The organism is Streptomyces sp. TRD_SC_5, from assembly GCF_056836825.1.
The window spans coordinates 5,007,367-5,020,936 of record NZ_JBWZZS010000001.1; the positions used below are offsets into that span (position 1 = coordinate 5,007,367).

Annotated in this window: 9 protein-coding genes; 3 read left to right on the top strand and 6 right to left on the bottom strand. The window is 69.9% G+C overall.

Annotated features, from left to right (window positions below; genetic code table 11):
- Positions 1–109 precede the first annotated feature (109 nt).
- The 5 genes from AC1P0E_RS23175 to AC1P0E_RS23195 form a co-directional block, all read right to left on the bottom strand.
- The gene (locus tag AC1P0E_RS23175) at positions 110–4,000 is read right to left on the bottom strand and encodes a multifunctional oxoglutarate decarboxylase/oxoglutarate dehydrogenase thiamine pyrophosphate-binding subunit/dihydrolipoyllysine-residue succinyltransferase subunit (protein ID WP_482744053.1); all 3,891 of its coding nucleotides are present in this window, start codon (positions 3,998–4,000) and stop codon (positions 110–112) included.
- Positions 4,001–4,264: 264 nt separating this feature from the next.
- On the bottom strand, positions 4,265–5,326 hold the full coding sequence (locus AC1P0E_RS23180) for a HAMP domain-containing sensor histidine kinase (RefSeq protein WP_482745873.1): 1,062 nt from the start codon (positions 5,324–5,326) through the stop codon (positions 4,265–4,267).
- Positions 5,327–5,484: 158 nt separating this feature from the next.
- The gene (locus tag AC1P0E_RS23185) at positions 5,485–6,225 is read right to left on the bottom strand and encodes a response regulator transcription factor (protein WP_214977941.1); all 741 of its coding nucleotides are present in this window, start codon (positions 6,223–6,225) and stop codon (positions 5,485–5,487) included.
- Between the two features lie 72 nt (positions 6,226–6,297).
- A complete protein-coding gene (locus tag AC1P0E_RS23190) occupies positions 6,298–7,041 on the bottom strand; it encodes a spermidine synthase family protein (RefSeq protein ID WP_482744054.1) in 744 nt (247 codons plus the stop codon).
- Between the two features lie 880 nt (positions 7,042–7,921).
- Positions 7,922–8,587, bottom strand: a complete 666-nt coding sequence (locus AC1P0E_RS23195) for a GNAT family N-acetyltransferase (RefSeq protein WP_482744055.1) — start codon at positions 8,585–8,587, stop codon at positions 7,922–7,924.
- A 163-nt stretch (positions 8,588–8,750) separates the two neighbouring features.
- Here AC1P0E_RS23195 and lon point away from each other — a divergent pair, with 163 nt between their 5' ends.
- Both lon and AC1P0E_RS23205 read left to right on the top strand, forming a co-directional pair.
- A complete protein-coding gene (lon, locus tag AC1P0E_RS23200; RefSeq protein ID WP_482744056.1) occupies positions 8,751–11,165 on the top strand; it encodes an endopeptidase La in 2,415 nt (804 codons plus the stop codon).
- A gap of 176 nt (positions 11,166–11,341) precedes the next feature.
- Positions 11,342–11,878 (top strand): SAM-dependent methyltransferase, encoded by a 537-nt coding sequence (locus tag AC1P0E_RS23205; protein WP_482744057.1) that lies wholly within the window; start codon positions 11,342–11,344, stop codon positions 11,876–11,878.
- 55 nt (positions 11,879–11,933) lie between these two features.
- Here AC1P0E_RS23205 and AC1P0E_RS23210 read toward each other — a convergent pair whose 3' ends face one another.
- Positions 11,934–12,776: a lysozyme gene (locus tag AC1P0E_RS23210; RefSeq protein ID WP_482744058.1), complete on the bottom strand. Its 843-nt coding sequence runs from the start codon at positions 12,774–12,776 to the stop codon at positions 11,934–11,936.
- Positions 12,777–12,998: 222 nt separating this feature from the next.
- Between AC1P0E_RS23210 and AC1P0E_RS23215 the strand changes: the two genes are divergently transcribed.
- Positions 12,999–13,493 carry a MarR family winged helix-turn-helix transcriptional regulator gene (locus tag AC1P0E_RS23215; RefSeq protein ID WP_482744059.1) on the top strand — a complete coding sequence of 165 codons (495 nt, stop codon included), beginning with the start codon at positions 12,999–13,001 and terminating at the stop codon, positions 13,491–13,493.
- Positions 13,494–13,570 lie beyond the last annotated feature (77 nt).

Genomic DNA, 13,570 nt, shown 5'->3' on the forward strand with positions numbered 1-13,570 from the left:
TCGCCGTACGCCGGAGGGCCCGGCACCGCATCGCTGCGGTGCCGGGCCCTCCGTGCGTACGAGCCGAACTGATCAGGCCGGTCGGGCCGGTCCGACCAGCTCGGGCCGGTCAGGCCTCGAAGACCTCGTTCAGCAGCTGCTGCTGCTCCGCCTGGTGGCGCTTGGCCGAGCCGACCGCCGGGGACGAGCCGTGCGGGCGCGAGATGCGCCGCAGGCGCTCGCCGTGCGGGATGTCGGCGCCGACCGCCAGGTCGAGGTGGTCGATCAGGTTGAGCGCGATGAACGGCCACGCACCCTGGTTCGCCGGCTCTTCCTGCGTCCACAGGTACTTCTCGGCGTTCGGGTACTTCGCGATCTCCTCCTGGAGCTCCTTGCCCGGCAGCGGGTACAGGCGCTCGAGGCGGATGATCGCGGTCTCCGTGTCGCCGCGCTTCTGACGCTCGGCCTCCAGGTCGTAGTAGACCTTGCCGGCGCAGAAGACGACCTTGCGGACGGCGGCCGGGTCGACGGTCGAGTCGCCGATCACCGGGCGGAAGCCGCCGGTGGTGAACTCCTCGGCCTTCGACGACGCCGCCTTCAGACGCAGCATCGACTTCGGGGTGAAGACGATGAGCGGCTTGTGGTGCGGGTTGTGCACCTGCCAGCGCAGCAGGTGGAAGTAGTTCGAGGGGAGAGTCGGCATGGCGACCGTCATGTTGTCCTGCGCGCACATCTGGAGGAAGCGCTCGGGACGGGCGGACGAGTGGTCCGGGCCCTGGCCCTCGTAACCGTGCGGAAGCAGGAGCGTGACGCCGGACGTCTGGCCCCACTTCTGCTCGGCGGACGAGATGAACTCGTCGACGACGGTCTGCGCGCCGTTGACGAAGTCACCGAACTGGGCCTCCCACATGACCAGCGACTCGGGCCGGGCGAGCGAGTAGCCGTACTCGAAGCCCATGCACGCGTACTCGGAGAGCAGCGAGTCGTAGACGTTGTAGCGGGCCTGCTCGTCCGACAGGTACTGGAGCGGGGTGTAGTCCTCGCCGGTGTTCTGGTCGACGAGCACCGCGTGGCGCTGGCCGAACGTACCGCGGCGGGTGTCCTGGCCGGACAGCCGGACCGGGACGCCCTCCATCAGCAGCGAGCCGATGGCGAGGGTCTCGCCCATGCCCCAGTCGATCGTGCCGTCCTCCACCGAGGCCGCGCGGCGCTGCATCTGCGGCATCAGGCGGGGGTGGACGGTGATCCGGTCGGGGATGTTGACCTGGGACTCGGCGATCCGCTTGACGGTCTCCTGGGAGACCGCCGTCTCGATGGCCACCGGGAACGTGGCCTGGACCTCCGGGGTGTGGGCCGGAGCCGGGTGCGAAGTGGCCTCGCGGACCTCCGCGAACACCTTCTCCAGCTGGCCCTGGAAGTCCTGGAGCGCCTGCTCGGCCTCTTCCAGCGTGATGTCGCCGCGACCGATCAGCGACTCGGTGTAGAGCTTGCGCACCGAGCGCTTCTTGTCGATCAGCGTCACCATCTGCGGGTTGGTGAACTGCGGGTTGTCGCCCTCGTTGTGACCGCGGCGGCGGTAGCAGATGAGGTCGATCACCACGTCCTTGTTGAACGACTGGCGGAACTCGAAGGCGAGCCGCGCGGTGCGGACCACGGCCTCCGGGTCGTCGCCGTTCACGTGGAAGATCGGCGCCTCGATCATGCGGGCCACGTCGGTCGCGTACATCGAGGAACGCGAGGACTCCGGGGCGGCGGTGAAGCCGACCTGGTTGTTGATGACGATGTGGATTGTGCCGCCGGTGCGGTAGCCCCGCAGCTGCGACATGTTCAGGGTCTCGGCCACGACGCCCTGGCCGGCGAAGGCCGCGTCGCCGTGGAGCGCGAGGGGCAGGACCGTGAAGTCCGTACCGCCCTTGTTGATGACGTCCTGCTTGGCGCGGGCGACACCCTCCAGGACCGGGTCGACCGCCTCCAGGTGGGAGGGGTTGGCGACGAGCGAGACCTTGATCTGCTCGCCGTCGAGACCGGTGAAGGTGCCGTCGGCGCCCAGGTGGTACTTGACGTCGCCGGAGCCGTGCATCGACTTCGGGTCGAGGTTGCCCTCGAACTCCCGGAAGATCTGCGCGTACGACTTGCCGACGATGTTCGCGAGGACGTTCAGGCGGCCGCGGTGGGCCATGCCGATGACGACCTCGTCCAGGCGCGACTCGGCGGCGGAGTCGATGACCGCGTCGAGCAGCGGGATGACGGACTCGCCGCCCTCCAGGGAGAAGCGCTTCTGACCGACGTACTTGGTCTGGAGGAACGTCTCGAAGGCCTCGGCGGCGTTCAGGCGGCGCAGGATGCGCAGCTGCTCCTCGCGCTCCGGCTTGGCGTGCGGGCGCTCCACGCGGTCCTGGATCCACTTGCGCTGCTTGGGGTCCTGGATGTGCATGAACTCGACGCCGACGGTCCGGACGTACGAGTCGCGCAGGACACCGAGGATGTCGCGCAGCTTCATCATCGACTTGCCGGCGAAACCGCCGACGGCGAACTCGCGCTCCAGGTCCCAGAGCGTGAGGCCGTGCTCGTTGATGTCCAGGTCGGGGTGCTTGCGCTGCTTGTACTCCAGCGGGTCGGTGTCGGCCATGACGTGGCCGCGGACCCGGTAGGAGTGGATCAGCTCGAAGACGCGGGCGGCCTTGGTGACGTCGTCGTCGTGGGAGACGTCGATGTCCTTGAGCCAGCGGACCGGCTCGTACGGGATCCGCAGCGCTTCGAAGATCTGGTCGTAGAAGTCGCTCTCGCCGAGCAGCATGTTGGCGAGGATGCGCAGGAACTCGCCGGAGGCGGCGCCCTGGATGACCCGGTGGTCGTACGTCGAGGTCAGGGTCATGACCTTGGAGATGCCCAGCTTGTTCAGGGTGTCCTGCGAGGTGCCCTGGAACTCGGCCGGGTAGTCCATCGCGCCGACGCCCATGATGAGGCCCTGTCCGGGCATCAGGCGGGGCACGGAGTGGACGGTGCCGATGCCGCCGGGGTTCGTCAGCGACGCGGTGACGCCGGTGAAGTCGTCCATCGTCAGCTTGTTCGCGCGGGCGCGGCGGACGATGTCCTCGTACGCCTGCCAGAACTCGAAGAAGTTGAGCGTCTCGGCCTTCTTGATGGCCGCGACGACGAGCTGGCGGTCACCGTTGGGCTTGACCAGGTCGATGGCCAGGCCGAGGTTGACGTGCGGGGGCTTGACCAGGGTCGGCTTGCCGTCCTTCTCCGCGAAGGAGTAGTTCATCGACGGCATGGCCTTGAGGGCCTGCACCATCGCGAACCCGATGAGGTGCGTGAAGGAGACCTTCCCGCCCCGGGCGCGCTTGAGGTGGTTGTTGATGACGATGCGGTTGTCGAACAGCAGCTTCACCGGGACGGCGCGCACGGACGTGGCCGTGGGCAGTTCGAGTGAGGCGTTCATGTTCTTGGCGACCGCCGCGGACGGGCCGCGCAGCGTCACGTACTCGGGGCTCGCGGGGGCTTCCTTGGCGGCCTCGGCCTTGGGCTCGGTCTTCGCCTTCGTGCCGGCCTGCTGTGCGGCGGCCGGTGCTGGGGCGGAGGCGGGCTTGGTGGCGGGGGCTGCCGGTGCGGCGGCCGGTGCGGCCGTCGCGGGGGCCTGGGCCTGGGCCGCGGGCTTTGCCGCAGCGGGTGCGGCAGGCGCGGCGGGGGCCGGCTGGTTGGCCGCGGGCGTCGCCGGGGTGGCGGGCGCGGCGGGTGTGGCAGGTGCCGGAGCGGCGGCCTGGGCCGGCTGTGCGGCGGCCCCGGTCACGTCTTCGGCTTCGGGGGTGGCGGACTTCTCCGCCGCCGGGGTGGATCCGGGCTTGTAGTCGGCGAAGAAGTCCCACCAGGCACGGTCGACCGAATTCGGGTCCTGGAGGTACTGCTGGTAGATCTCGTCGACGAGCCACTCATTGGGACCGAAGGCAGCGGCAGGGTTCTTCCCTTGCCCGTCTTGGTCGGTCGAGACGCTCGGGCTACTGGGGGACTGAGACGACACGGCGTTAACCGCCCTCTTCCGCTTCGCAAGGTGATGGACAGCGGAAATAAAGGCTACGCCTCCCCGGCCGAGAGGTGCAGGCCGGGCGGGCCTTCCGTCGCGTAAGTCACATCGGAGAGCTGGTTTCGGCGCCTGGAATGGCGGGAAACAAGCGTGGTTCCGGTGTGGTCCGCTGTGGTCCGGGTAGGACGGACCGTGGTTACGGCCCACTTTGGGCCGCACCCCCAAAGGAAGACACGCAGAACGTGTGCTTCCGGTTCGACCCTACGTCAATGGACGGGGCGCGGGCTTCCCCGGAAGAGTGACCTGGATCCGGCAGCCACGCGCGGATTCGGCCACACCTATCCGTCCGCCGTGCAGATCCACCGCCCAGCGCGCGATCGCGAGGCCCAGGCCCGTACCGCCGTCGCTGCCCGGACCGTGCGGGGCCGGCAGGCTGCCGCGGTTGAAACGCTCGAAGACCCGGTGCCGCTCGGACTCCGGTATTCCCGGCCCCTCGTCCAGGACCTCCAGGTCCAGGCTCTCGGGCTGCGGGCCGCGCCGGGCGCGCACGGTGACGCGGCCGTGCGGCGGGCTGTGCTTGACCGCGTTGTCGAGGAGATTGGCGACGACCTGGTGCAGCCGCTCGATGTCCGCGTGCGCGGTCAGCTCGGGCGGCGAGACATCCAGATGCAGATGTACGTCCGTACGGGTATGACTGCCTGACCCGGAGGCGAGGCCGCGCTGCGAGGCGATGACGTTCGCCTCCTTGAGCACGCCCGAGAGGTACGGCCAGACCTCGAAGCGGTGCGCCTTGAGCGGTACGACGCCGTTGTCGAGGCGGGAGAGGTCGAGCAGGGTCTCGACGAGCCGGCCGAGCCGCTCGGTCTGTTTCAGCGCCGTACGCATCGTCTCGGGGTCCGCGGCGGACACCCCGTCCACGACGTTCTCCAGTACCGCTCTGAGCCCCGCGATGGGGGTTCTGAGCTCGTGGGAGACGTTGGCGACCAATTCCTTGCGGTGCCGGTCCACGGCCTCCAGATCGTCCGCCATGCGGTTGATCGTGGCGGCCAGGTCGCCCAGCTCGTCGCGGCGGCCCGCGCCGCGCACCCGCCGGGTGTAGTCACCGTGCGCGATGGACTTGGCCACCGTCGTCATCTCGTCGAGAGGTGACGTCAGGCTGTGGGCCACGAACTGGGTGATCAGCATCGACGCGATGACGGAGAAGACCGTGATGAAGCGCAGCTCGGTCTTGGTGCGCAGTGCGACAAGGATCAGACCAGTGGTGATGAAGACCGAGACGACGACGAGCGTGCCGAGCTTGGTCTTGATCGAGAAGGGACGCAGCCTGTTCGCCGGCCTGTGGCCCGGGGTGTGGCCCGGGCGGTTCCCCGGCCTGTGGCCCGGGGCGTTGCGCGGGCTGTTGCGCGGCTTGTTCCCCGGGCTGTTGCCCGGTCTGTTCCCCGGGTCGTTGCCCGGCCTGTTTCCCGGCCTCCCCGGTCTGGTCATGCCGGTGGAGTCTCCAGTGCGTAGCCCACACCGTGGACCGTACGGATCCGCTCCGCCCCGATCTTCCGCCGGAGCGCCTTGATGTGGCTGTCGACGGTCCTCGTCCCCGACGCGTCCGCCCAGTCCCACACCTCGGCGAGCAGCTGCTCGCGCGAGAGCACGGCGCGCGGCGTGTTCGCCAGGCACACCAGGAGGTCGAACTCGGTCGGAGTGAGGTGTACGTCGTCACCGCGCACGCGCACGCGACGCTGTGCGTGGTCGATCTCCAGCTCGCCGAGGCGCAGGATGCCGCTGCGCGGCGTCGAGGCGGCGAGCGTGGCCCGCTCGACGCGGCGCAGCAGGACGTGCACGCGGGCCGCGAGCTCGCGCATGGAGAACGGCTTTGTCATGTAGTCGTCGGCGCCTACCCCGAGCCCGACCAGCATGTCGGTCTCGTCGTCGCGTGCCGTCAGCATCAGGACCGGTACCGGCCGCTGCGCCTGCACGCGCCGGCAGACTTCGAGCCCGTCGAAGCCCGGCAGCATGATGTCGAGAACCATCAGATCGGGCTGCCACGCCTCGGCGGCGTCCACCGCCGCGGGTCCGTCGACGGCTGTCTGCACCTGGAAGCCCTCGGCGCGAAGTCGCGCAGCAATGGCGTCGACGATGGTCGCGTCGTCCTCGACGACCAGCACCCGGCGCTGAGCGCCCGGAGTGGCCGCGAGGCCGTTGTGGCTGGTGTGTGTCTGCTGCTCCATTGCCCCGCCCCTGGGAGTTCTCTTCTATCCCACGTGTAGGGCAGCAGCGTAGATGCACTGACAGCGTCCCGGCTACGCAGGGCGAACCGCGAGATGGACCACGTCAGGAACGCCCCGGGCAACTTGGATCTCTTCCGTCCGAACCAAGTTGAATCCGGCATTCCGCAACGCGTCGTCGAATGCCGGGGACGGTTTGGCCGACCAGACGGCGAGGATTCCCCCTGGTCTCAGCCGCCTCATGCACCCCGCAAGTCCCTGCGGGGAGTAGAGATTGGCGTTGTCTTCGGTCACGGTCCAGTCGGGGCCGTTGTCGATGTCGAGGCAGAGCGCGTCGTACGTGTCCTGGTACGTACCAACACTCCCGATCCGGTTTTCCCGGACGTAATCCACGAGATCGGTGTGAATGATCTCGCATCGTGGATCGGCGAGCGCGTCGCCCGTGATCCGGGCCAGGGGGCCCTCACGGTGCCAGTCGATGATCGCCTGCTCACGCTCGATGACGGTGATCCGCCCCCAGCGAGGCTGAGCGGCGGCGCGGGCGAGGGAGAAGCCGACACCGAGGCCGCCGACGAGGAGGGCGGGGGAGGGGCGGGCGGGCGTCTCGGTCCGGTCGGTGGGGTCGGTCCGGTCGGTGGTCGGGAGTGCTTCGAGGGCGGCGTCGACGAGGAGTCGCTCGGAGCGGCCGTCGGAGGTGTCCATCAGGAAGCAGCCGTTGGCGATGATCTCGAAGTGGGTTCCACGCTCCCGCAGAACGACTTCGCCGTACGGGCCCTCGCGCCGGTCGATGGTGATGGCGTACGGAGCCTGGCTTGCCATGGGGGAACCTCCGGGTGACGGTTCGGTGCTTCTTTTTGTGGGCGGGGCCATCCTGGCGTTGCCGGAGGGGCGGAACAAACCCTGGGGGCGGAGCCTCTGGTGACGGGGTGTTGGGGGAGGGTGACTGAGGCGGGGGCGTTGGTGGTTCTGGGGCGTTGGTTGTTTCTGGTGTGGGGGCCGCCTTTGGTGAGGGTGGCGTCGGAGGCCCGGCGGTAAAGGGCGCTCCTGCGTCGCGTCGCCTGCGGCGATTGCGCTGCGCTTCACCCTTGACCGCCGGTCCTCCGCCGCAGTGCTTCTGGGGGGCGGCCCCCGGGGGGAGCCCACGGGGGAGGCTCGGGGAGTGGCTGGGCTGTCGTTGCCGGGCTGCGGGTGTGTGGGTGGGGCGCATGGGGTCTTGGGGGTGGTGCGGCCCCTGGCTCGGCGGGTGCGGGGACGGCCGTTGGTGCACCATCCCCAAACTCGACGTACACGCGCACCCAGGCCGGTGGAGGGCCGACCGTCCGGGACGACCTGCGGACTCATGTCCATGCGGGTGGGGCGCGTCAGTTGAATGGGGTGACTCGGGTGGGTGCGGCGTCCACCCCGTCCGGTGGTTGGTTGGGCCACAAGCAGGTTGCTGGGCTTGGTGGGTGGAGGGGCGTCCAGGGGTGTGTGGTTCTGCCGATGGCCCAGGCGCATCTGCGACCAGCAGGCCGCGCCATCCGATCGGTTCGCGCGGTTCATGGCGTTGCTGTGGGTCGAAACGCTCCCATGACGACTGGAAGCGTTACAGCTGTGACGGGTGGGGTTGGAGGGGTGTTGAGACTTGCCACGTGGTGGGTTCCGTTCATCGCCGGCGTCCTCCCGGACCGTCGGTTGCCGTCAGGCGAGGCGAATCGGCTTAGCCACGACTCGCGGCGGCCGAATAGGTTACGCCGACCAAAGGGGCGTACACCTGCCAGCCCAGCGACTCGTACAGCCCCCGGCCCTCCGTCGTCGCGCCCAGCACCCCGACTGTGGCTCCCTGTTCGTACGCCGCGCCCTGGAGCGTACGCATCACCAGCGCGCCCAGGCCCTTGCGCCGGTGCGCCGGGTCCGTCTCCACCTGGTCCACCACCGCCGTCCTGCCGGTCGGGGCCACCTGGCCACGTGCGGCGAAGCCGCCGTCGGGGGCGAGGACCAGGAGGCGGGTCACGCCGCCCCGCTCCCAGGACTTGAGTGTGTAGCCGTCTGGGACGCCGGTGCCGTACAGCGGCCGCAGCGGTGTCGTCATCAACCAGCCCGGGCCGTCGGACACCCACTCCGGGCCGAGCCACGCCGCGACGGTCTCCGGCTCCAGGGGCACCTTGAGCCAGACGGCCGGCGCGCCGTACGTCTCGGCCAGCTTGCGAACCGTCGCCTCGTCCGCCTCGGTCATGACGTGCCGGGTGGCGTGGTGGGGAAGTCCGACGTCGACCGTGAGGCCCCAGGGCTGCGGCACCGGGTGCGCCGCACCCCGCGACACGACCCATCCGTCCACCCACGCACGGATCGCCTCGGCGGTGGAATCGAAGGGTGTGCTGAGCATTCGGGCCCCTTGGTAAGGAGTGGGTGGCGAGCGAGGCTATTACCTGGCTTGCTTTTTGGGGAGCGTTGATCGCTCACAGCGAACGTGATCCCGGCCGGGGAACATCCGGCACGGCGCAAGCATTGAGTCGGCATAGCTCAAGTTAACTGCCGAAGGGGAGATCATGGCATCGACGTCCAACCCGCTCACCCTGCCCGTGCTGCCGCTCGACGACGAGGTCGTGCTGCCGGGAATGGTGGTGCCCCTGGACCTTTCCGATACCGACGTACGCGCCGCGGTGGAGGCCGCCCAGGCCGCCGCCCGTTCCAGCGGCGACTCCAGTGGCAACAAGCCACAGGTGCTTCTCGTTCCGCGTATCGACGGTACGTACGCCGCGACCGGCGTCCTGGGCACCGTCGAGCAGGTCGGGCGGCTCTCCGACGGCGACCCCGGCGCCCTGATTCGCGGCCGCAGCCGCGTCCGGATCGGCGCGGGGACGACCGGGCCCGGCGCCGCGCTGTGGGTCGAAGGCACCAGCGTCGACGAGACGCTGCCCGACCCGCTTCCCGGATCGGTCACCGACCTGGTCAAGGAGTACAAGGCACTCGCCACCAGCTGGCTGAAGAAGCGCGGTGCCTGGCAGGTCGTCGACCGCGTCCAGCAGATCGACGGCGTCTCCGCCCTCGCCGACAACTCCGGCTACTCGCCCTTCCTCACCACCCCCCAGAAGGTCGAGCTGCTCGAGACCGCCGACCCGGTGGTCCGCCTCAAGCTCGCCGTGAAGTGGCTCAGTGAGCACCTCGCGGAGCAGGACGTCGCCGAGTCCATCGCCAAGGACGTACAGGAGGGTGTCGACAAGCAGCAGCGCGAGTTCCTGCTGCGCCGGCAGCTCGACGCCGTACGCAAGGAGCTGCGCGAGATCAACGGCCAGGGCGGCGAGGACGAGTCCGACGACTACCGGACCCGCGTCGAGGCTGCCGATCTCCCCGAGAACGTGCGCGAGGCCGCCCTCAAGGAGGTCGACAAGCTGGAGCGGTCATCCGACCAGTCGCCCGAGGGGTCCTGGATCCGGACCTGGCTCGACACCGTTCTTGAGCTGCCGTGGAATCAGCGGACCGAGGACCAGTACGACATCCGCAGCGCCAAGGAGGTCCTGGACGCCGAGCACGCCGGTCTGCAGGACGTGAAGGAGCGCATCACCGAGTACCTCGCCGTGCGCAAGCGCCGGGCCGACCGCGGGCTCGGTGTGGTCGGCGGGCGTCGTGGCGGCGCGGTGCTGGCCCTCGTCGGCCCGCCCGGCGTCGGCAAGACGTCGCTGGGCGAGTCCGTGGCGCACGCGATGGGCCGGAAGTTCGTACGGGTCGCGCTCGGCGGCGTACGCGACGAGGCGGAGATCCGCGGACACCGGCGTACGTACGTCGGGGCTCTTCCGGGGCGGATCGTGCGCGCCGTCAAGGAAGCCGGGTCCATGAACCCCGTCGTCCTGCTGGACGAGATCGACAAGGTGGGGTCCGACTTCCGCGGCGACCCCGCCGCCGCGCTGCTCGAAGTGCTCGACCCCGCGCAGAACCACACGTTCCGCGACCACTACCTGGAGGTCGAGCTCGACCTGTCGGATGTGGTCTTCCTTGCCACCGCCAATGTCCTGGAGGCGATTCCGGAAGCGCTGCTCGACCGCATGGAGCTGGTCACGCTCGACGGCTACACGGAGGACGAGAAGGTCGTCATCGCCCGCGACCACCTGCTTCCGCGCCAGCTGGAGCGGTCCGGCCTGGAGCCCGGCGAGGTCGCGCTCGACGACTCCGCGCTGCGCAAGCTGGCGGGCGAGTACACCCGTGAGGCGGGCGTACGGAACCTGGAGCGGTCGGTGGCACGGCTGCTCCGCAAGGTGGCGGCGCAGCACGAGCTCGGCGAGCGGAAGCTGCCGCTCACGGTCACGGACGGTGACCTCCGTGGCCTGATCGGCCGGCCGCATCACGTCCCCGAATCGGCCCAGGATCCGTCCGAGCGCCGTACGGCGGTTCCGGGGGTGGCTACAGGTCTCGCCGTCACGGGCGCCGGCGGTGACGTCCTCTTCGTCGAGGCGTCGCTGGCGGACGAGGAGACGGGGGGTGCGGGGCTGACCCTCACGGGCCAGCTCGGTGACGTCATGAAGGAGTCGGCCCAGATCGCGCTCTCCTTCCTGCGCTCGCACGGCGCTGAGCTGGAGCTTCCGGTCGGGGACCTGAAGGACCGGGGCGTACACATCCACTTCCCGGCGGGCGCGGTGCCGAAGGACGGCCCGAGCGCGGGCATCACGATGACGACCGCCCTGGCGTCACTGCTGTCCGGGCGGCTCGTCCGTACGGACGTGGCCATGACGGGTGAGGTGTCCCTGACCGGGCGGGTCCTCCCGATCGGCGGCCTGAAGCAGAAGCTGCTGGCGGCGCACCGGGCGGGCATCACGACGGTCGTGATCCCGAAGCGGAACGAGGCCGACCTGGACGACGTACCGGCCGAGATCCTCGACAAGCTGGAGGTTCACCCGGTTACCGACGTCCGCCAGGTCCTGGAGATCGCGCTGGCCCCGGCAGAGGTACGGGTGCCGGCGGCGGCGTGACGGACGCCTCCGGTGGCCCGGCCGTGGCAAGCCCCCTGCTCCTCTCGTACGAGGGCGGGGGGCTTCCGCTTGAGCGAGGCGGCGGGCGGCTTCCGCGCGAAAAGGCAGGTAATCGGATACAACGGAGGTAGAAAGCGAACGGCGGGGGAGGACGACGGCGAGGGCGAGGTGGCGGTATGGGCGTTCCGGAGCGGCTCACGGTGGCTGTCGGCCTTCTCGACGTACGCCCCGACGACCGCGTACTGGAGATCGGCTGCGCGCGTGGTGCCGCGGCCGAGCTGATTCTGCAGCGCCTGCCGCGGGGCGAGCTCGTGGGGCTGGACCGCTCCGAGGTGGCTGTCGCGGCCGCGGGTGAGCGCAACGCCGATGCCGTGTCGGCGGGCAGGGCCGCGTTCCTCCATACGGCCCTCGCCGACGCCGATCCCGAGACGCTCGGCCGCTACGACAAGATCCTGGCCGTCGACGTCAACGTCTTCTGGACCGGACCGGCCACGCGCGAGCTGGAGGTCGTCGCCGGTCTGCTGCGTCCGTCGGGCAGCCTGGTGCTCTGTTACGCACCGCCGGACCGCGCGCGGGCCGCCGAGCTGAAGGGCCTGCTCCTCACGCACCTCAGTGACGCCGGGTTCATCGCCACGGCCACGACACATCCGCTCGCCGACGAGGAGTCCCTGCTGGCGGTGGTCGCGGCGGTCGCACAGCTTCCGGGGGACTGACGGGGCGCCCGCACCGGCCCCGCGGCGGCCGCGGGACCGGGTCTGGCCGGACCGGTCAGCCGTTGGCGAGGGCCTGGACGCGGTCGAGGGCGCCGTTGAACTTGTTGTGGTCGCCGACGATGGGGCCGGTGGAGGTGTACTGCCACATGGTCTGTACGCCCCAGCCTGCCGGGAGTTCGCCCACGGTGGTGTTGTAGCGGGCGATCCACAGCGGGTTGGCGGAGCCGAAGCCGCCGTAGTTGCCGGTGCAGGTCTTCCACCAGCTGGTCGCCGTGTAGATGACGGCGTCGCGGCCGGTGCGGGCCTTGTAGGTGTTGAGGAAGTCGCGGATCCAGGCGACCATCCCGCTCTGCGTCTTGCCGTAGCACTGCGAGCCGTACGGGTTCCACTCGATGTCGAGCGCGCCGGGCAGCGTCCTGCCGTCGCGCGACCAGCCGCCGCCGTTGTCGACGAAGTAGTTGGCCTGGTTGGCGCCGCTGGAGTCGTCGGGCGTCGCGAAGTGGTAGGCGCCGCGGATCATGCCGACGTTGTACGAGCCGTTGTACTGCTGCCCGAAGTAGGGGTTCTTGTAGTAGTTCCCCTCGGTGGCCTTCACGTAGGCCCACTTGACGCCGCTGGTCCACAGGGAGGACCAGTTGACGTTGCCCTGGTGGCTGCTGACGTCCACGCCTTCGGTCTGGGCGGCGCGGGTGTCGCGCGGCAGGCCGCCCTGGCCGTCGTGCTTGACGACCCCGTTGCCCATGCGGGCGGAGCCGCGTTCGGGCTTCTCCGCGGCGGCGGCCGCTCCGGGCAGGGTGAGGAGGAGGGCGAGAGCGGAGAGGGTGGCTGGGACGGAGAGGAGAATCCCGGCCGCCGCGGTGTGCGGGCGGCGGGCCGTTCCGGATCTGTGCACGGGCATCGCGTGCCTCCGAAAGGCTCGGTGGGGGATGTGAAACAGGTCCGGGTGAGACCTGTCGACAAAAGCCACTGGCGTGGGCATGTCATCAAGGAAGCTACGCACGTAGACAGGCCGGGCGGAAGGGGGGCTGGGTGCCGCCGTTGGTCTACTCCTGCGAAATACTGGCCGAGCTGCGGCAATGGACGCTGGTGAAAGAAACCTTCAGGGTGAGGAAAGCGCGCAATGAGTTCTGACGTGCACGGAAACGGAAGAGCGGATGACGGGCGCACGCCGGAGGCGAGTGGTGTGGACCAAGAATTCCTCGCGCTGGAGCGTGAATTGGCGGTCTTTCTGCGCCGGGCCCGCGCTTCCTCCGGCGACATGGCACGCGAAGTACACCCCGAGCTGGAGCCGGCGGCGTACGGGCTGCTCGTACGGCTCGACGAGGCGGACCGGCAGCGGGCCACGGAACTGGCCGCGTGGTTCGGTGTGGGCAAGGCGACGATGAGCCGGCAGCTGCGGGCCATGGAGGACCTCGGCCTGGTCACGCGCGAGCCCGACCCGGCCGACGGGCGGGCCTCGCTGGTCGCGCTCACGGAGGAGGGCCGGGCGCGGTTCCGGCGGGTGCGCGATGCGCGGCGGGCGCGGTACGTACGGAAGCTGGCGGGCTGGGACCGGGCGGAGGTGGCGGAACTGGCGCGGCTGCTGCACCAGTTGAACGCGCGGGCGGAGGGGTGAGGCGGCGGAGGCCCGGGGCGGGGTGCGGTGCGTTGGCGGGTGCGGGCGTTGGTTGCCTGTGGCGCCTTCCCCGCCCC